Consider the following 23681-nt stretch of genomic DNA (forward strand, 5'->3'; position numbering starts at 1 on the left):
TCGACCTGGTCATATTGTTATTAAAGGTATTCCCAAATATGAACAAGATTTATACTCCTTGTTTGATTAGGAATTCATTTTCATGGTAGATGGTGGCTCCTACGAAGCGAGCCATAATGATTTCTTATCTTGAACGTAAGAAAGCCCAACGAGCAGTTTTAGCTGACCGTTGGGCTTTCTTTTTTTTATAAGTTTACCTGAATCCGCAAAATTTTTGATTGTCCCAGAAGGACGAAGTCGCGGCATAATTAGTCATATTTAAAAAAGGATTTTTGATTTTTACGTCGAAAATTTTTACGTCAAAAATACACAGATTCAATATTTTTGCTATTTTTAAAAAAATTCCCTTATTTTTAACATGTTGATTATCCAAAAAATTCAATCTTTCATCTAGTTGAAGTTTTTTTGCCATTGCGTAGCGATTTCGCTCTTTTGACCAACACAGTGATCCTACCAGCGTGTTGGTCAGAACCGTCCCCATCAGCACACCTATCAGCGTACTCCTTTATATACTCTGGCTTCGTATGGTTTTAATGTGAATGATTTGACATTTAAGTCTTGTGGTTCTGGGTAGTTTGAAATTAGGAGTTCTTCGGCTTTAAATGTAAGGTCATCTGGCAGGTTGAAATCAACGTGTTGCTCACTGAAATTGGTTACAACGAGTAACTTTTCATCTTCTAAGCTTCGAATATAAGCATAAATTTGATCATGTTCAGGTAATAGTAACTCATAATCACCGTAAACAATAAGATTATGCTTTTTTCGAAGTTCAATTAATTTTTTATAGTAATGATAGATGGAGTTCTCATCAGCCAAAGCTTGCTCAGCATTGATTTCCTTGTAGTTTGGGTTCACTTTAAGCCAGGGTTCCCCCGATGTAAATCCAGCGTTCTCAGAACTATCCCACTGGAAAGGGGTCCTAGCGTTATCTCGACCTTTTACACAGATAGATTCCATGACTTTTTCGGGATCTGCGTCTCCCTCCACCACTTTTTCCTTATACATATTTAAAATTTCTATATCCTTATAATCCTTAATAGAATCGAATTTTACATTGGTCATCCCAATTTCTTCACCTTGATAAATGTACGGAGTTCCTTGCATCATGTGAAGACAAGTTCCTAACATTTTAGCAGAAACATCACGATACTCCTTGTCATTTCCGAAGCGAGAAACAATGCGTGGTTGGTCATGATTATTCCAATACAAACTATTCCAACCCACTCCGTGTAGTCCTTTTTGCCACTTCGATAAATTTTCTTTTAAATCTTTTAAGTTAAGTGGCTTCAAATCCCATTTACCACCTGTTCCATTATCAAGACCCATATGCTCAAATTGAAAAACCATTTGCAACTCTTCACGATCAGGACTTGTATAGTTTTTGGCTTCTTGAACATCGACACCTGGCATTTCACCAACTGTCATAATATCATAGTTTGAAAGGACTTCTTTATTCATTTCATGTAAAAATTCATGGATGCGAGGCCCATTCATGTAGTACTTGGCACCACTCACAAATTTTTCACCCTCTGGATTTGGCGCATCAGGAAACCCTGGAACTTTGGAGATAAAGTTGATCACATCCATACGGAATCCATCAATCCCTTTATCTAACCACCACTTCATCATGTTATAAACTTCCTGACGAAGCTTTGGATTTTCCCAGTTTAAATCAGGTTGCTTTTTACTAAATAAATGAAGATAATATTCATCTGTTGTTTCGTCATATTGCCAAGCAGAACCACTAAAATTGGATTCCCAATTGTTTGGTTCTTTTCCATCCTTTCCTGGATGCCAAATATAATAATCTCGATAAGGATTATCCTTAGACTTCTTTGATTCCAAGAACCACTTATGCTCATCAGATGAATGATTAACCACAAGATCCATGATTAATTTCATGTCCCTTCGATGCATTTCATCTAGCAATTCCTCCCAATCTTGCATTGTTCCAAATTCATCCATGATGTCCATATAATCAGAAATATCATAACCGTTATCATCATTTGGTGATTTGTAAACAGGAGATAACCAAATAACATCTACTCCTAGGTTCTTTAGATAATCTAATTTTTCTGTGATTCCTTTTATATCACCAATTCCATCTCCATTACTGTCGTTAAAGCTTCTTGGGTAAATTTGATAAACCACACTTTCTTTCCACCATGCTTTTTGAGTCATTTAATCCCCTCTTTTCCTTGTACTCATTTGTGATGTAATCAATTAATTATTTAATGGATCCTCGCATTACTCCTCCTATAATCCACTTCTGCGCAATGATATAAACAATAATCATAGGCAACATGGCCATTAAATAAGAGGCAAAGGCAAGATTATAATCTGTGCTAAATTGCCCTTGGAATGCATACTGAACAAGCGGCAATGTGTATTGACTAGAATCACTTAATATAACAAGCGGAAGCATAAAGTCATTCCATGCAGCTAGAGACGTAAGAATCGCAACTGTAGCGTGCATTGGTTTCATGATCGGAAAAATGATTCTCCAAAAAACTTGCCACGTATTAGCCCCATCAATAATCGCAGCTTCCTCCAGTTCTTTCGGTATTGTTTTGACAAAACCAACGTAAATAAACACATTAAAGGCTAGCTGCATAACAACATTTAAAAGCGCAAGACCTACAATATTGTCCATTCCCCAAATGCTAGTTTGTTTGACAAGAGGTAACATAATGATAGGAAAGGGAATAAACATGGCACTTATAAAATATAGGTACAAAAATTTATAAAACTTTTTATGCATATTCCTCGCAATGGCGTAGGCAACCAAGGAGTGTGTTGTTATAACTAACACAACGGTTAAGACGGTTACAAATACGCTATTTCCTAGTGCTTGGAAAAAATTAGTCATTTCAATAGCAGTTAAAAAATTCTGAATGGACCAAGATTCTGGAAGCGCAAAAAGATTACCCGTCATTTGTTGTGGGGTTTTAAATGCAATCGTTATCGTTAAGTAAAGAGGGAGCAAAATAAACAAGCTTCCAAGCATTAACAAGATGGTTGCTTTCCAATTGATTCGTTTTCCCATCATGATTATTTCACCTCTCTTCTCTCAAGTACACGTAATTGTATGATCGATATTACAACAATCACGATAAAGTAAATAACCGCATTCGCTGATTGGTAAGCGAATTCCCCGCCTTGGAATCCTCCACGATAGATCAATAAGGATATCGACTCAGTAGCCTGACCTGGTCCACCACCAGTTAAGGCAACAATTTGATCAAATGCCATGAGGAAATTTTTCATGGCAACAACCATATTGATCGTAAAGAATGGTGCAACTAATGGGAACGTAATTCTCCAAAACTTGGCCCATGCCCCTGCTCCATCAATGTCAGCTGCTTCATATACTTCTTGGTCTATTGTTGAGAGACCCGCTAAATATAAAAGCGTATTAAAAGCAACGGATTGCCAAACGGCCAAGATAACGATGGCAACCCAAGCCAAATCAGGATTACCTAATATATTTGTGGAAAGAAACTCAATATTGAGCGCTTGTCCAATTCCAGGAATGATGTGTGTGAAGATAAATTTAAAAATATATCCGACGATTAATACACTAAGGATATACGGTAAAAAATAGACAGCTCGAAGTGTTTTTCGAAATTTTATATTGCTATTCAAACCGATAGCTATAAATAAGCTAATGATATTAACAAGGATAGTAGCCACAATGGCAAACTGAAAGGTAAAACCATAAGCACTTAAAGCACGAGTATCTAGAAAGACATTTAAATAATTTTTAAATCCTACAAAATCCCATGTTCCATACCCTTTATAGTCTGTAAAGCTATAAAAGATACCCTGCAAGGCAGGATAGGTATGAAAGGTGAAAAAAAGTACTAGTGCAGGAATCACCATGAAAAGATAAGCATACTGCCTTTTCACCATATTTAATCTCTCCTTTAAATTGAGAAGGGGCTCCTTCTATTTATTCAGAAGCCCCCATAATCTCTATCGATTGATAACTTTATTCCACTCAGAATCCATTGTATTTAAGAAATCTTCTTTATTTTTCTTAATTAAGAAGTCCTGAACTAAATTTTCTGCTCCCATTCCCGCTGGGTAGTAATGATCAACAAAGCTTGTTAAACTACCTTCTTCAAAGTTCACTCTAATTCCTTCAAAGATTGGGTCCTCTTGGAACACACCTTGTACAGCTGAAAAGGCCTTTTGCTCTTCAATATAAGTGTTTGCTGTTTCTTCATTAATCAGAAATTCTATGAATTTTAAAGCTTCTTCTTTATGCTTTGTTGTTTCACTAACGGCTAATGCCACGTCAACACCAGACACTAAATCATTTTCCTCAGAATTGTCGTTAGACGGAAGGGCGAATGTCCCTAATTGAACGTCTGGATTAGCTTTCAAAATTTCAGGAATTGCCCAGTTACCTTGGATATAGAACACACCATTTCCGTTTGCAAATGCAGCATTCCCATCACCATAACCGATCCCAAAATTATTATCATGGCCATACTCCACTAGAGTCAGCATTTTTTCAGCTATTTCATCATACTCCTCTACAAACGTTGCTTCACCTTCATTTTTTCTTTCCGCAAAATCATCAGGTGCTAGGTTTCCTGCTACACCATTCCATGAAGGCATGGCCGTCCAAGCTTCTTGTAAGGTAAAGTAAATTGGAATTTCTCCAGCCTCTTTGGCAGTTTCCAATGCAGTAACAAATTCATTCCAATTGGTTGGAATTTCAATCCCTAAGTCTGCCACTTTATCCTTATTATAGATAACCGCATTTGCATTTGTTGCATATGGCAATCCATAAATTCCTTCTTGATCTGGTCCAACCAATTTACCTAGCATATCAACATAAGAAGGTTGAACCTTGTCTACTAATTCAGATCCTGTAAAATCGTAGAATACGCCCGCTCTTGCTAATTCTCCATAAGTAGCATTCCCACCAATAGACATAATATCTGGTAGGTCATCTTTAGTTAGTCTTGTTTTTAAAACGGTTTCTGCTTCGGGTGGAGCTTCTAGTTGAATATCGATATTAGGATTTTCATCTTCAAATTTTTGAATGAGTCCTTTATAGGTTTCAACACTTTCAGATTTATTGGAAAAGAGTTCTAACTGCACCTTTCCATCTTCTGCATTATCTCCAGCTCCACAACCAGCAAGGAATAAAGAAGCCCCAATACTTGCAGTAATCAATCCTTTAGTAAATTTTTTCATGATTAATCCTCCAATTTTTTCTTTTTTATTATCTATTTATGAAAAACAAATTATACAGTTATTATCACAGTAAACGTTTACGTAAACAAAAAAGTGAAACTTTAATCTGCTGGGGGTATTACCTACCCGTTCATGTGAGATAAAAACCAACCTACTGAAAATTGTTTGATTTACACTTTACTAAATAAAGTGAACTTCAATATGTGCCCGTCCCACTGATGGCTAGTACCCAAAGGTATGTGACCTAAAGGCCCTTGAATCATTCGAACATTTACGAGCAGTTTATCCCCTATACCCTTCTCGTTTTACTTAAGATTTGAGGCGGGGGATTACTCCCATGAAAATAAAACATTAAATTTTTCATCCTTGTTGGTGAAGCTTGCTTCATGGTTGGCTACCCGTTCATATGGGATAAAACCTGTTAGTCTTAAACTCATTTTGAGTAAACGTTTACGTAAAACACAAGGGAAATCTATTTCAAATCTTTTACACTTTCCCTTTCAACTACTATATGAGGAAATATTCGGCTTTCGACATTACGTTTCGTATCAATCATTTCAAATACCATCTCTGTTGCTTTCTTCCCCATTTCATATAGTGGTTGAGCCACAGAAGTCAAAGGGGGTATACTCATTTCAGCAATACTTAAATTGTCATATCCAATCACGGATATTTGATCCGGTATATTAATATTCATTTGATAAGCAGCCGAAATTAACCCTAAGGCAATTTCATCACTAGCTGCAAATACTGCCGTAGTATCTGGTGCATCTTGAATCAACTGGCGAAAGCAATTGACCCCGTCCTCAAAGCTAAATCCACCATCTGAAAAAACGTCATCCTTGGAAACTGGTATCCCATAATGATTCATGGCCTGTAAGAATCCATTGATCCTAGGTATCCCAGCAATTATATCTTCTTTATTTCCACTGATCATACGGATTTTTTTGTGTCCTTTTTTAATTAAATATTCTGTTGCAGTGTATGCAGCATGTTGATCATTTACTTTTACATAAGGAACAGAAAAATCATAAGATTCAGTAGATAACAGCACCATAGGTATTTCCATTTTATTCACAAATTGATAATATTCTTCTTTTAATAACTCACTAGTAAAAACAATCCCATCAACTTGTTTTTCATGGAGCAGGTGTAAGTACTGCAAGGTTTTCTGACCATTTGATTCTGTGTGACAGACAATCACACTAGAACCACATTGGTGAGTAGTATCCTCTATCCCTCGAATAAATTCATTCATGAGCATGCTCGATAATTTAGGAACAAGAACCCCTATCGTATGTGTGCGTTTGTTGATTAATCCCCTAGCAATACTGTTTGGATGATAACCAAGTTCTTCAATTACCTTAAGGACCTTTTCTTCCGTTTCCTTAGAATAGCCCTGTTTATTATTTACAATTCTTGAAACTGTTGCAATTGAAACATTGGCTTTCTTGGCAACATCCTTAATAGTAATCGGCATCTAAGTTACTCCTCTAAAGATAATTTCTTATAGATCGATTTCTACGTGAGGCTACTGTTCTGTTCAACAAAAAATATGAATCCATTAAGGAAACGAAAGAGCAAATTTATTGAGTAAACGTTTACGTAACTTCATGATAGCACACCTTAAAAACGGTTGCAATGGGATTTTTAAAAAAGCATGTTCGCGGGGGTGTGTTGGTAGGGACGGTTCTGACCAACACAGATGTCCTACCACCGTGTTGGTCAGAACCGTCCCCACCAATCCCAAGATTTTTCGGGTGGTGACAGGCACCAATTTCAATCAATGTGTTTTACTGTAACTTTGAATGTCCACTCTTCGCCGTAGTCATACAAATAGAGGAATTGCTTGCCTTTACGGAGGCCGACTGAGCCAATTTTGACTTCATCTGCGATTGGCTCCCCTGAGTTATCTGCTGGAGACACGATAGCTTCATGGGACCACTTGATTCCATCCATAAAAAAGGAATAAAGATGATCATGATCAAACCCGAATGCCCGCAAGATGCTATTGCTTAAATCACCCATAGATTGTTCCCCATCCAAAACAACTTCACACCAAGAATTTTTATCAAGTGCAACTTTGAATCTGTATACTCCTGGTATGAAGGCCCGTTCTATTCTCGGAAAGGTTTCCCGCAACTCCCTTTTGTCAAAGATATGTGAAAAAGCCTGATAAAAAAGCGGCGGTTTCTCTGAAGGATTTGGGTCGTCCTCCATATCAGGTAAATCCGATCCAGGAATTGGGTTTATTTCTCCAAGCTCCCGCCGTAAAGCGAGGTTCCATAATTCTACTTTTCGTTGCTGCCAAAGTATAGGAACTATCTTTTTACCAAAATCGGTGAGAGTTATTGATTTTACAAAATAATAATTTTTCCTGCCATAGTCATCCATTTTTTCCTGGTTTTTTTCACAGACCCATATGCCTAACCATTCTAAAAATAGAAAAAAGTGATGCCAATTGTGGGTAAGATTTGCAAGCAAAGACTCTTTTTCACGGTCAAAATCTATACGAAAATGTGCATCTTTGTCCATTAATTTTTCGAACACAACCGGGAGAATATGGGACACAAAATTTGTACGCTGACCGAGCAAGCCTGCCCAATTCACATCAATCCAAAATGTTTCTAACAAAAATATATACTTTTCTGTTTCCGTTCTCTCGTTATACAGGTTCCATCTTTCGGTCACTTTGATTATTGGTTTCGCTGAAGTTGAATCGTGGTATATCTTTTCAATCAGTCCCCCAGCAAGTGCAAGATGATAAAAAAAATGGATATACGGATAATATTCTTGCTTTGTATAAGCTGTTACATCCTGTGCTTTTATTGATAGACGTTCATTAATCAGAAGCAGATATTTGGGTGAAATATATTCGGCCTTCTTTGTGATCTGGACCATATTTTCTTTAACAAAAATCATGAACTGGTTAAAGTCTTCGAGCAGATGAACTGGGTAAGTTTTTCTATTTTGAGACGCTGACCAACTGTGATTTTCAGCAGGAACGAAAGTAGCTTTTTCAGCAGGAATAGATTCCGTTTGTTTTGAATCAAGTGTATTTTCCAGAAAACTATCAATCGACAGCTGTTCTATGTAAGTTTTGCTCTTTTTACTCATTCATTCAAGTCCTCCTTAGGTTTCTATGGAAGTATATCATAATTCATGGAGCCATTTAAACCATTCAATGAACAGAATGGAGACAAGCACAAAAACTCACGTGAAACAATTCTGTGAAACGAGATTTTTCGGGTGGTGACAGGCACCAACCAATTTCTATTCATTTAAAAACCGATAGATTTGGCATGCGATGGTAATATCAAACCATTGTTCATGGTTTGAGAAAGATAGGTTTAAAATCGACTCTATCTTTTTTATTCGGTAGTATAGTGTGTTGTGATGAATGGACAACTTATCTATTACTTGATTTAGATCTCGATTAAATTCTACATATACTAAAAGTGTTTGAAGAAGTTCTTTATCCTTCTTTGACTCTAGCTCCAATAACGGACCTAAGTGATCATAAACAAATAAATCAAGTTCGTCTTTATCATGATCGAGTAATAGTCGATAAATTCCACCATCTGAAAAGCGTAACACTTTTCCACTTCTTTTCTTTGCTAACATTTCAATGCATTGCCGTGCATCACTATACGACTTCCTAACATTTATAAATCCCTGATATACTCGACCAATGCCTACTTTTACATCGTAGGGAATATTTTCTATTTTATCGGTGAAATTTTTCAACTTTGCCCTTGCTTCGTTTTTTGTTTTATCATATGGAACAGTTAAAAACGCAATAATATCAGACCCTTGTTGTGTAACAAGCCCATTCATGTGGGATAGCTTCATGGTTTGTTGAATCCACTTAATCCAAGATTCCTTAATAAAATATTGATTAAAACTAGGTTTATCTTGGTTCCCTTCGCAGATCATTACCGTATAATAATCTTTCTCATCAAGGTGGAGGTTATTTGCTTGTTTGATAACGTCCTCATCAAATTGTCCTGAGATAATTTTCTCAAAAATATCTCCTGCAAGCTTACGATGAGTCTCTTCAATCGTACGTTTTCTCATCAGCTCTAAACCTAACATGGATGCACTGTATTCCAAGAGGAGACGATTACCATCTTGAAACGATCCTTCTTCAATCCAAGCACAAAGAAATCCGATAACTGCTTCCGCACCCACGACAGGCAGTACCAGTAGTGAATTTTTTGAACCCTCAATTAACTGCCATTTTTTTACCGAGATCGCATATTGCACTTCTTTAATTGAAAGGAAGTTATCAGGAAGTCTAAGATTATTACTAACTCCCGATGATGATATTGGGAATAATAGCTCATCATAAAATGCAATTGGTGTTTTGGTGATAGCATAGATTGCAGTCATCAAATCATCAATACTTTTGTTTTTACTAATTAAGGAAGCTAAGTCATTATATAAATCAGTTGTACGTTGCAACTGTGTATGTTCTTTTCTCAAGGCCTTGTAAGTAATTTCTAGTTCTTGTTTAGTTTTATCTTGTTCAACTAATAGTAAATGATGTCCATATAATAGAGCGTAGTAAGAACTTACTTCCCTTACCATTTCATACGTATAATTATTAAAATATGCTTGATTATCAAAGCTATTAATCGTTAAAATAGCAATCGGTTTGTTGTTATAAAGTAGCGGAAAACATATGGTAGCTGTCGGAAAACCATCACCAATGATCGAGTCTTTATAATGCTGTAAATTTTGCTCTGTCATTGATTTCATATATTCATTAATAGAATCTTGACCATTTAAAACGATTGATTCCAATGTTTGATACACTGTTCCACTAATTGCCTCTCCCGGCGATAGTTGAGTTTTACGATAACTCTCTTCATGATATCCAATTGCCGTCTTCACCAATAACTTTTTCATCTTTTCATCATAGATAAAGAAAAATCCTGCATTAGCATAAGGGATGGACTCTATTATCGCCATTAATAAACGCTCTTCAAATTTCTTATCTCTGTAGTAATCTGTTAATTCATTTGCCCGTTGGAGAGAATATGCGAGTAAATCATTCATAGGATTGCTTTGCTTCTGATTATCCTGCATGCTACTTCTCTCCTTCTCCAATTATTTAAATTTAATACCAGTTTTTACTGCTTCGACCCATTCATAATAACGATCAATTAGCACTCCACGATTTTTCTCATACATATTTGCTAGCAACTTGATCGGTTCTTCATCGTCGTCCACCCTAAAGTCTACATAAGGAAAACCTTCTTCTGCTACTACTTTAAGAAGTGCAGCCTGCTTTCCACGCTTGTCACCTCCAATTTTATCTGCAGCAACTAGTGCAGCGAGTAACCGTTCTTCTAACAATCCAGTAGTGTTTTCAAATGTTTCAACCATTGTTGTGAGGACATCTTCTCCTGTTAATAAATTCCCCTGAACAGCATAATTATCACCAACGATATGGCCCTTATAGTCATCATTTTCAACCCCAGTGTAGACGGCACTATTCCCAAAATGGTCCATAATAATTAGCTGCCGTAATTCTCTGCCATGATCCTTCATTAAAAGACTATTTAATGTTTCATTAGCTGTTTTCCCACTTTCTAAAAGCTTCATCCCAACTGGCCCAAGCTTTGGGTTTACCCAACCTTGAGATGCAATAATTCCAATGTTTGGTTTCATTGTTGGTGAATAGGCACCAACAGCTGGAAAGCATGAAGCAACAGCAGCCCCAAAATTTCCAGTTTCTTTACATTTAGCAACAATAGAAAAGGTCATTGTAATCGCTCCTGAACAACGTGACATGCTGTAAAATGATTTTCTTCCACTTCAATCCACTCTGGATCTATTTTTTTACATACTTCCTTAGCAAGTGGACATCTAGTATGGAAACGACATCCTGTAGGTGGATTTACTGGACTTGGTATCTCCCCAGTTAGTGGAATACTTTGACGTTTCCGCTTCGGATCTGGAACTGGAATAGCTGATAACAGTGCTTGAGTATAAGGATGAACTGGATTAGTATACAAGGTTTCACTGTCTGCTAACTCAACCATTTTTCCTAGATACATGACACCAATTCGATCACTAATATATTCAACAACACTTAGGTCATGGGCAATAAACAAATAGGTGAAACCAAAATCCTTTTGCAAATCTTTAATTAGATTTAATACTTGTGCTTGTATGGAAACATCAAGCGCTGCTACCGGTTCATCTGCAACGATAAATTTTGGATTTAATGCGAGTGACCTAGCAATTCCAATTCTTTGTCGTTGACCACCTGAAAATTCATGTGGGTAACGTTTCAAGTAGCTTTCAGGGATACCAACAGCATCTAATAACTCTTTAATTCGTTTATCTCTTGATTTCTTATCTTCATTATATGTTCTAAGCGGTTCATCAACAATTTGTTTGATAGTCATTCTAGGATTAAGAGAAGCATAAGGGTCCTGAAAAATCATTTGAAAATCTCTTCGCTTTTCTCGCAATTCTTTTTTTGAGTACTTGGTTACATCTCGATTTTCAAAGTAAATATTTCCTTCCGTCGGCTCAAGCAACCTTAACAATAGCCTCCCCATCGTAGATTTCCCACAACCAGATTCTCCTACTATCCCAAGTGTTTCTCCTTGGTAAATGGAGAATGTTAAATCATCTACTGCTTTTACAACGGGATTATCTTTTTGGAACCACTTCCCCCCTAGGGCAAAGTGTTTCTTTAATCCCTCTACTCGGACAAGTTCTTGTCTCTTTGTTTCCATTCCTGCACCTCCTCTTCATATAAATAACAAGCAGTCCCATGCCCCTCACCAGTTGAAAAAAATGGTGGGTGTACAGAATGGCATTTTTCAAATACAAATGGACATCTATCCGCAAAACGACACCCTTCAGGTAAATCAGTTAGAGTAGGAGGTTGTCCCTGCACAGGTTCTAGCCTCTCTTTGCTCCCAAATTTAGGTAAAGATGCTAACAACCCTTTTGTATATGGATGTTTAGGATTTTCAAATAATTCTTCGACAGTTGCCTGTTCAACAATTTTCCCTGCATACATGACAGCTACTTTATCACAAATTTCAGCTACAACACCTAGGTCATGTGTAATCATCATAATGCCCGCATTAGTCTCCTCTCGCAGCTTGAGAATTAGATCTAACACTTGTGCCTGTATAGTCACGTCTAATGCAGTAGTAGGTTCATCTGCGATAAGTAAAGACGGGTTACCTGCGAGCGCCATCCCAATAACACCTCGTTGCCTCATACCACCACTAAACTGGTGAGGGTATTGTGCCGCACGCTCCTCTGCCGATGGGATTCCTACCTTTTTTAACATTTCAATTGCTCGAGTCCAAGCTGTCTTTTTAGAAACTTTCTCATGAATCAAAGGAACCTCTGCAATCTGATTACCAACAGTGTAAACAGGATTAAGAGATGTCATTGGATCTTGAGCAATTAAGCCTATCTTACTTCCCCTAATATTCAACATCGCTTTCTCACTTTTTTCCAATAGATTTTCACCATTAAACAGCACTTCTCCGCTTATTGTTTCATTTCTTTTCGCTCCTACAAGCCTAAGGATAGATTGAGATGTCATGCTTTTACCACATCCAGACTCACCAACAATGCCGAGTATTTCCCCTCGTTTAATTTGAAAGGAGATACCATCTACCGCTGTCACAACGCCTTTTCCTGTTCTAAACTGTGTTGTTAAGTTTTTTACATCCAATAAAATACCTTCCACCGTAGCATCTCCTTTCTATGATTTTTCGTTATTTAACCTAGGATCTAAAGCGTCACGCAAACCGTCCCCCATTACGTTAAAACTAAATACAGCTAATGTAATGGCGATACCTGGGAATACTGCTGCCCACCATGACAGTTCCATCCAATCCTTCGCCTCACTTAGCATAATTCCCCAGGAAGGGGTATCTGGTGATACGCCTAGCCCTAAAAAGCTAAGAGCAGCTTCAGCCAGGATTGCAAACGCAAACGACAAAGTAATTTGAACAATTAATGGAGCCATTGCATTTGGGAGTATGTGTCGAAGCAAAATAGTGTGGGCTTTTACCCCCATGGACCTTGCTGCCTCTATATATAATGAATCACGAATATTTAATACTGTGCCTCGCGCTATTCTAGCAAAAATTGGTGTGTAAACAATACCGATAGCTAGCATGAGATTGTTTAAACTAGGACCTAATATAGCCATAATAACTAGAGCTAATAAGATATCTGGAAAAGAAAATAGCACATCCGTAACTCTGGAAAGGATGTTATCTATCCATCCACCAAAATATCCCGAGACTAATCCAATCAAAGTTCCAATTACAAAGGAGAACCCAACAGCTATAAGCCCTACTTGAAGAGAAATTCTAGCACCATAAATAATTCTACTAAATATATCACGACCGAATTGATCAGTTCCAAACCAATAATCACCATTCGGAGGCTGGAGACGACTTATCGGGTTCATTGCATAAGGGTCATAAGGAGTTAACCATTTGGCAAAAATGGCAGTTAGTAGAATAATAGAAATAAAGATGAACCCTACTAGCGCTATTCTATTTTGTATAAATCTTTTCCATAAATCACTCATTGTCTCACCTCTCCTCTGTCATGTGTTAATATCTTATTTTAGGATTTAAAAATGCGTAAATAATGTCAACTACTAAATTAATAAGAACAAAGGCTGACGCAATGAATAAAATTGTCCCCTGCAATAAGGCATAATCTCGATTGGTGATCGACTGTAAAGCAAGACGCCCTATCCCCGGTAACGAAAAAATTTGCTCGATGACTACCGAACCTCCAAGTAAATAACCAGTTTGTATACCAACAACGGTAATGACAGGAATAAGCGCATTCTTCAATCCGTGCTTCCAAACCCATCGCTTGTTAGAAACCCCTTTTGCTTTTGCCATCTTCATATACTCTTCACCCACAATTTCAAGCATGGATGATCTAGTCATTCGCATAACCACCGCACCAACTGCCGTGCCTAAAGCGAGTCCTGGCATGACCATCGATCTAAAATTATTCCATATGTCTTCTGTAATTGGCACAAATCCCCCAGACGGAAGGACGCCCCAATGCAATGCAAAAAGCAACATCATCAGTGTGCCTAGCCAGAAATTGGGTACGGAAATTCCGAACATACCAAAGAAACTGGCACCGTAATCCATAATCGAATTTCTTTTTATTGCAGCGTACGTACCTAAAGGAATGGCAACAACAATTGCAAATACAACACTAATCACTGTCAGTTCAAGTGTTACAGGAAGTCGGTCAATTATTGCATCTAATACAGGTTGATTTGAAAAGGAAGAAAACCCAAAATCTCCTTGTATTATATTGGATATCCATAAGCCATATTGCACAATTAAAGGTTCATTTAATCCTAACCTTTCTCGTAAAATAGTTGCCTGTTCCTCGTTATAATTAGCACCTAATAATGCGGTAACCGTATCACCTGGAACAAGTCTAACGATAAAAAATGAGATTATCGAAATTCCAAATAAAACGGGAATGGCGACTAATAATCGTTTAAATATATATTTTCCCACTAGACCACCTCCTTAAGAGATTTTTTATTTGATTAGCGCATACTCTTTTTCTTAAGAAAACTTGGCATTTGCCAAGCCTTTGTGGCGAATGGCTTAGTTGCACTTATGCAGATAGGAAAGTTTTATACTTTCCTATCTGTAAGAAAAGCGCAAGCGCCCTCGATCATCGACGTAAGCCGGTGAGGCCCACAAGATGTGGGTCACGTAGGCGTTGCCACACGATGTGGCGGTGATCCTCCGAGATAAAGGAAACACGGTTCACGAGGGCTCGCAGGAAGCGAGTCCGTTCGGTGTTGCGAATCATTTCGGTGGGACGAGTAATCGCAGTCCCAACACGATGTCGCGTTTTTAACCGAACCTCCTTCATCGATGTTGACTTATCGATGGAGAGGAGGGAACCGACTCTAGTCGATAGGCTGCCCTTCGAAATTAGAAAAGCACTTGTCTCTGCGAAGTAGCTCTAAGTAGCTTTCCTTACTCCGGGCGAAGATTATTCGATGAAGCTTTTTCGCTGGAGCTAGACAAATTTTATACTTTATCTTTTAAAAAAGGAGGATGATAGGTTCATCCCCCTTTTTTATTTATTATTCAATCCATGTGTTTTCTAATGATTTTGTTGTAACTGTAGGGTTAACATCAAATCCATGAATACCGTCACGAAGCACTGATGCTTGTTGATTCGCATATAAGAATACCATTGGTGCATCTTCTACAATTAATCGTTGTGCTTCTGTATAAATCTCTTTTCTTTCTTCTTGACCGTTAGTTACACGTCCTTTTTCAAGGAGCTCATCAACCTCTAGATTAGAATACTCTTGCTGATTATAAACTTCTCCAGAATGGAAGATGTTATATAAGAACTCATCTGGATCAACGAAACCAACCCAACCAACAATAGTCATTTCAAAGTCATGATTTCCTAAACCTTCAAAGAAAATGCTATCTTCCTGCTGAAGTACTTCAACACTTATACCAACATCAGCTAATTGTTGTTTGACTACTTGAGCTGCATCTACTTGCGCTTGGTTTTGACCTACTTTTAGAGTAATGTCGAAGCCACCTTCATAGCCTGCTTCAGCTAATAACTCCTTTGCCTTATCAATATCGCGGTTAGGATATGTGTTTAAATCTCCGTAAGCCCAATGTCCTGGAGGAATTGGTCCACCAGTAAGCGGTGTTGCCATACCAAACTTTACTACATTATTTAATTCTTCACGGTCAATAGCCCAAGCAATTGCTTGCCGTACTGCTTTTTCTTGTAATGGTCCAGCAGTGACATTTAAGCCAATATACTCCCAGTAACTACCTGTTACTGATTCTACATTTAGACCTTCGGCTTGCTCAAGTAACTGAATGTCCTTTGGTGATAACTGCAAGATAATGTCTAACTCATCATTACGGATTGCTGTTGTTCTTGCTGTTTCATCAGGAATTGTTTTCCATACAACTCTGTCTAAATAAGGTAATCCTTCTTTAAAGTAATCTTCATATTTTTCTAGAACCAATTGTTCTCCTTTATTCCATTCTACTAAAGCAAATGGCCCACTTCCTGCGTCCACATTATCTAAACTTCCCCCATTTTCCTCAACGATCGTTTGATTCACAATCGCATTCATAGGATTAGCCAAGAAAGTTAAAAACGGCGCTACAGGCTCGCTTAGTCTAATAACAACCTTAGTCTCATCTGGTGTTTCAATCGATTCAACTGCCTCAAATTGAGGAGCTCGTACTACCATCTCAACAATTCTTTCAATAGAATACTTTACGTCTTCTGATGTTAAAGTATCTCCATTATGGAAAGTTACCCCATCAGCCAGTGTAAAGGTATATTCTTTACCATCTCCAGAAATTTGGTAATCTGTAACTAGTTCACCCTCAATCTCACCATATGTACCTTCTTTATATCTGAATAAAGTACTGTACATATTTTCAATGTAGCGCATTGATTGCGCACCAGTTTCTTTATGCGGGTCCAATCCTTGTGCACCATTTAGGTCAGCGATTCTTAATTCGCCTCCTTCAACGGGGTCTCCACTTGGCTGTGATTCTTCAGAACTATCTTCCCCAGACTTTTCTTCTGTTCCAGTATCATCTGATGATCCGGTATCTTCGCTGTTACCGTTATCCTGTGAGCATGCTGCAAGAACTAGTAAAAATAAAATCAAACTAATCAATAGTGAAAATTTCTTCATAAAAATCCCCCTTTTTGAATTTTCTAAATATAATAATAATACATTTCAGAAAGAATAAATACAGAAGTTCTCCCAAAAATCATTTTAATATTTTTGGGATACTTCACAAAAAATATTAAAATGATGCTTCCAACACACTAAAAAACCCTAGAAAACCAGCATTTAATCAGGCTATTTGGTTTTCTGTCCATTGTCCTGTTAAGAAATCTCACAAAAATAAGCGTTCTGTTACGCGCTTATGCTTTAAATATATAGTTAAATACTGCTCGCTCGAGTGGGGCCAATTCACGATCTATTTGATTATTTTCTTTCGCAGTATCAACAGTCTCTCTTAATGCTTTTAACTTTTTAATTTTGATAACTGCCAATTGTATTTATACGATAATAAAGTGAACTTCAATCAGTGGCCGTCCCCTACTGCTTGTTAGTACCCAAGGGCATGACCTAAAGGCCCCTCATTATGGGCAGTTACTCTTTTCGTTTCACTTAATACTTGAGGTGCGGGTATTACTCCCATGAAAATAAAACATTAAATTTTTCATCCTTGTTAGTGAAGCTTGCTTCATGGTTGGCTGCTCGTTAATGCGGGATAAACATTTGCTTGTTGTTCTTATGTATGTGGAGGAATTGTGAAAAAAAGACTAGGAGAAAATTTGCGTGTTAACTTTGGGGCAATCGGGACGGCCCTTCTTTTATTCTCATTTATAGGAGATGTGACTAGATCCCCTACTTTCTTTGTGCATATCCCAATGCTCCCGAACACCATCAGCACTCTTATTTGCAATCCATACAAAGTGGATCATTATACGTTTTGGAAGCAAACCCTAACTCCATTCAGGGGTCTCAAGGTCTCAAGGGATGAGGTGATTGATGCCACTTTAATGTAAATAAAGATGACAAATCTACGTTTCTAGCAAAATCAAGTCTGTCAAACTTGAGATAATTCATGAAGGCAGTTGAACCATTGAATGACGAAATGAGGATCATCGAAACCCACGTGAAACATTTCTGTGAAACAAGAATTTTCGGGTGGTGACAGGCACCGACACAAGGTAGGTGTCGCTAAGGAAATTCACGATGAGAACCGTCCCTACCAACACGCTGATGTTTTTTGTTTTGTTAATGAACTGTGATACATTAATGAGGGAGGCTGTTATTGTTCGGTTCAGGTCACGGAAGCCTTTCTCAATATCCAATAAAAATGAGAGACGTAAGGAGGAGTTACCATGTTTGAGAAAAAAAGCCTTAAGGGTACATATGCACTCGTTACCGGGGCGTCAAGCGGTTTGGGCTATGCGATGGCAGAAGGGCTGGCAGAAGCTGGTGCTACGGTGGCTTTAGCGTCAAGGCCTGGAAGCAAATTAACAGACGCCGTTCAGAAGCTCCAGCAACAGGGATTTTCTGTTGTTGGTTTGCCCTTGGATGTCCGCCAAGAGCAGTCGGTGGACGAGGCCGTACAATGGGTAAGGAAGGAATGGGGACGCCTTGATGTACTGATTAATAATGCAGGCATCGGGATGAAAACTGTCAATCCTGATTTTCTCACGGAGCCGCAACCCTTTTTTCGTGTAATGCCTGAGAAATTTCGCGATCTTATCGATACCAATTTGACAGGATATTTTCTAGTTTCCAGAGGATTTGCCCCCCTCATGATTGAACAAGGAAAAGGGAAAATCATTAATATATCAATGAATCATGAGACTATGAAAAGAAAAGGGTTTGTTCCCTATGGTCCATCGAGAGCGGCAACCGAATCCTTATCACATATTATGGCGGAGGACCTAAAGGAATATCATATTGATGTGAATATGCTTTTACCGGGGGGCGCCACAGTAACGGGAATGATTCCTGACAAAACGCGTAGAGAAATCGAAACAAAGTTCCAGCTGCTCGATCCGATGGTAATGGCAGAGCCGGTAGTATTCTTAGCTTCGCAGGAATCAGATGGGATTACGGGAGAGAGAATCGTAGCAACCGAATTTGAAAATTGGTTTAACAAAAAAAGGATGTGATTGCAATGGAAAAAAGAAAACTCGGAAAAGAAGGATTAGAAGTATCTGCTTTAGGACTAGGTTGCATGGGGATGTCTGACTTTTACAGCGGCAGGGATGACAAGGAATCCATCAAAACAATCCACTACGCACTAGAGCAAGGCATCACGCTGCTCGATACCGCAGATATGTATGGGGTTGGTGAGAATGAAGCGTTAATAGGGCGTGCCATTGCCGACAGGCGGAATCAAGTGGTAATTGCCACTAAATTCGGTAATGTGAGAGGAGAGGATGGCTCCTTCCTAGGCATCAGCGGTCATCCCGATTATGTAAAAAAAGCCTGTGACGCCAGCCTTCAGCGTTTAGGTATAGACCATATTGACCTCTATTACCAGCATCGGGTTGATCCACAGGTTCCGATTGAAGAAACCATAGGAGCTATGGCGGATCTTGTCAAGGAAGGAAAAGTCCGTTACCTTGGAATGTCAGAGGCAAAGCCGGAAACCCTCCGCCGAGCATATACGATTCACCCGATTACCGCGCTGGAAACTGAATATTCCCTTTGGAGCAGAGATGTAGAGGACGAAATCCTGCCAACCTGCCGTGAACTGGGAATAGGATTTGTACCATATAGTCCATTGGGAAGAGGATTTTTGACAGGAACGATCCAAAAGTTTGAGGATTTGGCACCAGACGATTACCGTCGATTCTCTCCTCGCTTTCAAGGTGAAAATTTTCAAAAGAATCTTGATCTAGTACAAAAAATAGAGGAGATTGCTGCGGAAAAAGGTTGTAAATCCTCCCAATTGGCGCTTGCTTGGCTGTTGGCCCAAGGGGAAGATATCGTTCCCATCCCTGGAACCAAGCGGGTCTCTTACTTGATGGAAAACATTGGTGCCCTGCAAATCAAATTAACGAAAGAGGATTTGCAGCGGATAGACGAAGTGGCCCCAAAAGGCGCGGCTGCAGGGGAACGCTATGAGGAAACAGGAATGAAGTCTGTAAATCTGTAAAGGTCTAAGGATCAAGAGGGAACAAGTTTCATAGGTGCCAGGCACCTAGAGCCATTAGAACGAATTCTGTTCTAATGGCTCTTATTACTTTGTGCCCAGCTCTTTCCCCTGCACTTAATGGCTTAATTAACCGCAAACAGCTGCTCATAACACCGCACTGCTGCCTCAAACTCCGGATGGTGACTGGCAATTCAACGTGAGAACCGTCCCCACCAACACACAATTCCCGTGAAACAATTCTGTGAAACGAGATTTTTCGGGTGGTGACAGGCACCAATTAATGTGAAACGATCAATTTGGCATTCCCATCCAATTCGTATTCGCCATATCCAGATGGGAGCATAAAATGGTCACCCTTTTTGAATTTAAACTGATCTTTATCCTTTATTAGGGATCCTGTTCCTTCAATAACACTCACTAACTGGAAGGTGAGGTTTTGATTCATTTTTGCGTTGCCTTCCAATTCCCATTTGTGGACAGTGAAATGATCACTTTCTACGAAGGTAGTGATTTTCATATCACCTGACGTTTTAACAACAGGCTTAATTTCCGGCTTTACAAAAGGAACTGTCGTTACCGCAATCGACTGCTCGATATGCAGCTTCCGCTGATTGCCTTCATTGTCTCTGCGATCATAGTCATAAACTCTGTATGTTGTATCCGAATTTTGTTGGGTTTCCAGAATGACAATCCCTTCTCCGATCGCATGAACAGTCCCGCTTGGAACAAAGTAAAAGTCGCCTGGCTTAACTGGTACTTTCGTAAGAAGCTCGTCCCACTTTCCTTCCTGGATCATAGCTGCGAGCTCTTCTCTTGTTTTAGCAGTATGACCATAAACGATTTCTGCATTTTCTTTACAATCAATGACGTACCAACATTCTGTCTTGCCCAGATCACCTTCATGTTTAAGGCCATATTCGTCATCAGGATGAACCTGAACAGATAAATCCTGAGCAGCATCCAGGATTTTCGTCAACAATGGAAAACGGTCACCCTCCATGTTTCCGAACAGTTCACGTTTATTTTTCCATAACTCTCCCAAAGTTAATCCCTTGTACTCCCCGTTCTTAACGACACTCTGACCGTTGCTGTGAGCAGCAAATGCCCAGCATTCGCCCGTTTGGTCGGAAGGAATCTCATAGCCAAAAGACTTCAGCTGTTCACCGCCCCAAATTCGTTCTTTGAAAACCGGCTCAAAAAATAATGGTTGTATCGACATGTTCTAAACCTCCATAGTAACGATTCACATAACTCCCATATTAATAGACATGTTCAGGAAGAGCAATGTTTACTTCCTATTCCTGTACTCCCAATTCATTTTTGGCAAGTAATAGAGAACCTATAATTCCTGCATGATCACCGAGACCTGGACTTACGATATAATCAGACAGGTCTGGCAAAGCAACATAGCCATTCAGGAGCTTTTCTAAGTATTTATGAATATACGAAAATACCTGCTTCTGATTCATGACTCCTCCGCCAAGAATAATCTTTTTCGGTGAAAGGATCAGGATATACTGCATCAGTGCCTGGGCGATATAATAACCTTCCATCTCCCAAACTTGATCGCGTCCGACCAGTTCAATACCTTTTGCTCCCCAGCGCTCTTCAATAGCAGGACCCGCCGCAAGTCCTTCAAGGCAATCCGAATGATAAGGACACTTTCCATTATAGTGATCCTCTGGATGCCTTCTTACAAGGATATGCCCCATTTCCGGATGTGAAAGCCCTTGGAGCAGTTTTCCCTGTACGACTGCGCCCGCCCCAATTCCTGTTCCAACCGTAATATATAAGCAGCTGTCCAGTCCTTTCGCTGCACCAAGGGTGGCTTCTCCCAATGCAGCAGCGTTAACATCTGTATTAAATCCAACTGGAACTTCTAATGCTTTTTTTATTTCCTGGACAAAAGGATAGCCCTTCCACCCTGGCTTAGGTGTCGAGGTGATATTCCCGTATGTAGCGCTATCCGCATTCACATCTATTGGCCCAAATGATCCAATACCAATTGCCCTAATTGGATATTTTTGAAAAAATTCTACAACCTGCGGGATAGTCTCGGATGGTACTGTTGTTGGAATCTGGCCTTTTTCCACTATATTCCCCGCTTCATCTCCTACGGCAAAAACGAACTTGGTGCCGCCTGCTTCAATTGCTCCTAGCATTACTATTCCTCCAGATTTAAAATTTCAAGACTTTTGTTCCCAATCCTGGTCTATCCTTTGGCTTTTTCCATATGAAAAACAGAGTAGGAATCATGATAAAGAACCCTAAATTTCATACTTTCTTTGGATTAAGCACACTGCACACTTTATTACCCTTATTTTACCATATGAATCCCAAAGAAATAGAACATTTATCTCAAAACACCCACCAACTCACAAATCTCGTGGAACAATTCTGTGAAACGAGATTTTTCGGGTGGTGACAGGCACCATCAATCCCTACTAAACAAATCTCGTGTATACACCTTATCCTCAACTTCACGCAAATCATCTGATAATCGATTTGCGACAATTACATCTGATAGTCTTTTGAATTCTTCGAAGTCATTAATTACTCTGGAATTATAGAATGCATCCTCTTGGAGTGCTGGTTCATATACCACGACTTCAATTCCCTTAGCTTTTATGCGCTTCATAACCCCTTGAATAGCCGATTGCCTAAAGTTATCAGAATCTAGTTTCATCGTAAGCCGATAGATTCCTACCACTTTAGGCTTTCTTTTGATAATCATCGTAGCAACATGATCTTTTCTGGTTCTATTGGCATCTACTATTGCTGCAATGATATTATTTGGAACATCTTCATAATTTGCCAATAACTGCTTTGTATCTTTAGGAAGGCAGTAACCACCGTATCCAAAGGAAGGATTATTGTAATGTGTACCTATTCGTGGATCTAGACCGACACCATCGATAATCTGCTTGGTGTCTAATCCTCTTACTTCCGCATAGGAGTCTAGCTCATTAAAGAAAGCAACTCTCATTGCTAAATAAGTGTTTGCAAACAGCTTTATAGCCTCAGCTTCTGTTGCATTAGTAAACAAGACATCTATATTTTCTTTTAGAGCACCTTCAATTAATAAATCAGCAAAAACTCTTGCTCTTTCAGACTGTTCCCCAACAACAATTCTTGAAGGATACAAGTTATCATATAATGCCTTACCTTCCCTTAAAAACTCTGGTGAAAAGATTATATTTTCCGTCTCGAATTTTTCTTTTACTGCTTCGGTATAACCTACCGGAACTGTCGATTTAATAACCATGACTGCATCTGGATTAATGGATAAAACATTAGCAATAACAGCTTCTACAGATCTAGTATTAAAATAATTCTTTTCCGAATCATAATTAGTAGGTGTAGAGATGATTACATATTCAGCATTTTTAAATGCCTTATAATTGTCCGTCGTAGCCGATAAGTTCAATTCCCTCGAAGCTAAGAAATCTTCAACTTCCTTATCCATTATTGGAGATCTTCTATTGTTAATCATATCTACTTTTTCTTGAATAATATCTAACGCAATCACTTCATTGTGTTGAGCAAGCAATATCGCATTAGATAAGCCAACATACCCAGCTCCAGCTATAGTAATCCTCATATTAACTTCCCCTCTCTCCATATTTCAAAAAAATAAATGAATGAATGATATGATTATTAGTTTCCTTACTAAAAACTATAAACACGATGTAACTTTTCAAAATCTTAATAAAAAGCTGC

The 23681-nt window shown here is 38.7% G+C and carries 18 protein-coding genes; 2 read left to right on the forward strand and 16 right to left on the reverse strand.

What is annotated here, in order from left to right; translation table 11 throughout:
• Positions 1-492: 492 nt before the first annotated feature.
• The 13 genes from RZN25_05465 to RZN25_05525 form a co-directional block, all read right to left on the reverse strand.
• Entirely contained in the window at positions 493-2181 is a 1689-nt protein-coding gene (locus RZN25_05465; GenBank protein MEQ6376272.1) for an alpha-glucosidase, read from the reverse strand.
• Between the two features lie 46 nt (positions 2182-2227).
• Complete coding sequence (locus tag RZN25_05470) at positions 2228-3046, reverse strand: carbohydrate ABC transporter permease (GenBank protein ID MEQ6376273.1); 819 nt, start codon at positions 3044-3046, stop codon at positions 2228-2230.
• A 5-nt stretch (positions 3047-3051) separates the two neighbouring features.
• The gene (locus RZN25_05475) at positions 3052-3912 is read right to left on the reverse strand and encodes a sugar ABC transporter permease (protein ID MEQ6376274.1); all 861 of its coding nucleotides are present in this window, start codon (positions 3910-3912) and stop codon (positions 3052-3054) included.
• A 63-nt stretch (positions 3913-3975) separates the two neighbouring features.
• Positions 3976-5211, reverse strand: coding sequence for an extracellular solute-binding protein (locus RZN25_05480; GenBank protein MEQ6376275.1), 1236 nt, complete (start codon positions 5209-5211; stop codon positions 3976-3978).
• A gap of 472 nt (positions 5212-5683) precedes the next feature.
• Positions 5684-6691, reverse strand: a complete 1008-nt coding sequence (locus RZN25_05485) for a LacI family DNA-binding transcriptional regulator (GenBank protein ID MEQ6376276.1) — start codon at positions 6689-6691, stop codon at positions 5684-5686.
• Between the two features lie 299 nt (positions 6692-6990).
• Positions 6991-8328: a plasmid pRiA4b ORF-3 family protein gene (locus RZN25_05490; protein ID MEQ6376277.1), complete on the reverse strand. Its 1338-nt coding sequence runs from the start codon at positions 8326-8328 to the stop codon at positions 6991-6993.
• A gap of 156 nt (positions 8329-8484) precedes the next feature.
• A complete protein-coding gene (locus tag RZN25_05495) occupies positions 8485-10302 on the reverse strand; it encodes a helix-turn-helix domain-containing protein (protein ID MEQ6376278.1) in 1818 nt (605 codons plus the stop codon).
• A 21-nt stretch (positions 10303-10323) separates the two neighbouring features.
• On the reverse strand, positions 10324-10983 hold the full coding sequence (locus RZN25_05500) for a DUF1028 domain-containing protein (GenBank protein MEQ6376279.1): 660 nt from the start codon (positions 10981-10983) through the stop codon (positions 10324-10326).
• Complete coding sequence (locus RZN25_05505) at positions 10980-11966, reverse strand: dipeptide ABC transporter ATP-binding protein (protein ID MEQ6376280.1); 987 nt, start codon at positions 11964-11966, stop codon at positions 10980-10982. The genes RZN25_05500 and RZN25_05505 overlap by 4 nt, the downstream gene beginning before the upstream one ends.
• Complete coding sequence (locus RZN25_05510; protein ID MEQ6376281.1) at positions 11933-12943, reverse strand: ABC transporter ATP-binding protein; 1011 nt, start codon at positions 12941-12943, stop codon at positions 11933-11935. The genes RZN25_05505 and RZN25_05510 overlap by 34 nt, the downstream gene beginning before the upstream one ends.
• A gap of 15 nt (positions 12944-12958) precedes the next feature.
• A complete protein-coding gene (locus RZN25_05515; GenBank protein MEQ6376282.1) occupies positions 12959-13798 on the reverse strand; it encodes an ABC transporter permease in 840 nt (279 codons plus the stop codon).
• 25 nt (positions 13799-13823) lie between these two features.
• Positions 13824-14765 carry an ABC transporter permease gene (locus tag RZN25_05520; GenBank protein MEQ6376283.1) on the reverse strand — a complete coding sequence of 314 codons (942 nt, stop codon included), beginning with the start codon at positions 14763-14765 and terminating at the stop codon, positions 13824-13826.
• Between the two features lie 584 nt (positions 14766-15349).
• Positions 15350-16957: an ABC transporter substrate-binding protein gene (locus RZN25_05525; GenBank protein MEQ6376284.1), complete on the reverse strand. Its 1608-nt coding sequence runs from the start codon at positions 16955-16957 to the stop codon at positions 15350-15352.
• 1226 nt (positions 16958-18183) lie between these two features.
• Here RZN25_05525 and RZN25_05530 point away from each other — a divergent pair.
• Both RZN25_05530 and RZN25_05535 read left to right on the forward strand, forming a co-directional pair.
• Positions 18184-18969: an SDR family oxidoreductase gene (locus RZN25_05530; protein ID MEQ6376285.1), complete on the forward strand. Its 786-nt coding sequence runs from the start codon at positions 18184-18186 to the stop codon at positions 18967-18969.
• A gap of 5 nt (positions 18970-18974) precedes the next feature.
• Positions 18975-19961 carry an aldo/keto reductase gene (locus tag RZN25_05535; protein MEQ6376286.1) on the forward strand — a complete coding sequence of 329 codons (987 nt, stop codon included), beginning with the start codon at positions 18975-18977 and terminating at the stop codon, positions 19959-19961.
• A gap of 277 nt (positions 19962-20238) precedes the next feature.
• Here RZN25_05535 and manA read toward each other — a convergent pair whose 3' ends face one another.
• The 3 genes from manA to RZN25_05550 form a co-directional block, all read right to left on the reverse strand.
• Complete coding sequence (manA, locus tag RZN25_05540) at positions 20239-21180, reverse strand: mannose-6-phosphate isomerase, class I (protein ID MEQ6376287.1); 942 nt, start codon at positions 21178-21180, stop codon at positions 20239-20241.
• Between the two features lie 76 nt (positions 21181-21256).
• A complete protein-coding gene (locus tag RZN25_05545) occupies positions 21257-22123 on the reverse strand; it encodes an ROK family protein (GenBank protein MEQ6376288.1) in 867 nt (288 codons plus the stop codon).
• Between the two features lie 272 nt (positions 22124-22395).
• Positions 22396-23562, reverse strand: a complete 1167-nt coding sequence (locus tag RZN25_05550) for a nucleotide sugar dehydrogenase (protein MEQ6376289.1) — start codon at positions 23560-23562, stop codon at positions 22396-22398.
• Positions 23563-23681 lie beyond the last annotated feature (119 nt).

It is taken from the genome of Bacillaceae bacterium S4-13-56 (assembly GCA_040191315.1).
Taxonomy (GTDB): Bacteria; Bacillota; Bacilli; order Bacillales; family JAWJLM01; genus JAWJLM01.

Coding starts and splice junctions, on each gene's coding strand:
- RZN25_05465 (MEQ6376272.1), bottom strand. CDS start 2,181: ATGACTCAAAAAGCATGGTGGAAAGAAAGTGTGGTTTATCAAATTTAC.
- RZN25_05550 (MEQ6376289.1), bottom strand. CDS start 23,562: ATGAGGATTACTATAGCTGGAGCTGGGTATGTTGGCTTATCTAATGCG.
- RZN25_05500 (MEQ6376279.1), bottom strand. CDS start 10,983: ATGACCTTTTCTATTGTTGCTAAATGTAAAGAAACTGGAAATTTTGGG.
- RZN25_05545 (MEQ6376288.1), bottom strand. CDS start 22,123: ATGCTAGGAGCAATTGAAGCAGGCGGCACCAAGTTCGTTTTTGCCGTA.
- RZN25_05535 (MEQ6376286.1), top strand. CDS start 18,975: ATGGAAAAAAGAAAACTCGGAAAAGAAGGATTAGAAGTATCTGCTTTA.
- RZN25_05530 (MEQ6376285.1), top strand. CDS start 18,184: ATGTTTGAGAAAAAAAGCCTTAAGGGTACATATGCACTCGTTACCGGG.
- RZN25_05475 (MEQ6376274.1), bottom strand. CDS start 3,912: ATGGTGAAAAGGCAGTATGCTTATCTTTTCATGGTGATTCCTGCACTA.
- RZN25_05505 (MEQ6376280.1), bottom strand. CDS start 11,966: ATGGAAACAAAGAGACAAGAACTTGTCCGAGTAGAGGGATTAAAGAAA.
- RZN25_05515 (MEQ6376282.1), bottom strand. CDS start 13,798: ATGAGTGATTTATGGAAAAGATTTATACAAAATAGAATAGCGCTAGTA.
- RZN25_05490 (MEQ6376277.1), bottom strand. CDS start 8,328: ATGAGTAAAAAGAGCAAAACTTACATAGAACAGCTGTCGATTGATAGT.
- RZN25_05485 (MEQ6376276.1), bottom strand. CDS start 6,691: ATGCCGATTACTATTAAGGATGTTGCCAAGAAAGCCAATGTTTCAATT.
- RZN25_05480 (MEQ6376275.1), bottom strand. CDS start 5,211: ATGAAAAAATTTACTAAAGGATTGATTACTGCAAGTATTGGGGCTTCT.
- RZN25_05525 (MEQ6376284.1), bottom strand. CDS start 16,957: ATGAAGAAATTTTCACTATTGATTAGTTTGATTTTATTTTTACTAGTT.
- manA (MEQ6376287.1), bottom strand. CDS start 21,180: ATGTCGATACAACCATTATTTTTTGAGCCGGTTTTCAAAGAACGAATT.
- RZN25_05470 (MEQ6376273.1), bottom strand. CDS start 3,046: ATGGGAAAACGAATCAATTGGAAAGCAACCATCTTGTTAATGCTTGGA.
- RZN25_05495 (MEQ6376278.1), bottom strand. CDS start 10,302: ATGCAGGATAATCAGAAGCAAAGCAATCCTATGAATGATTTACTCGCA.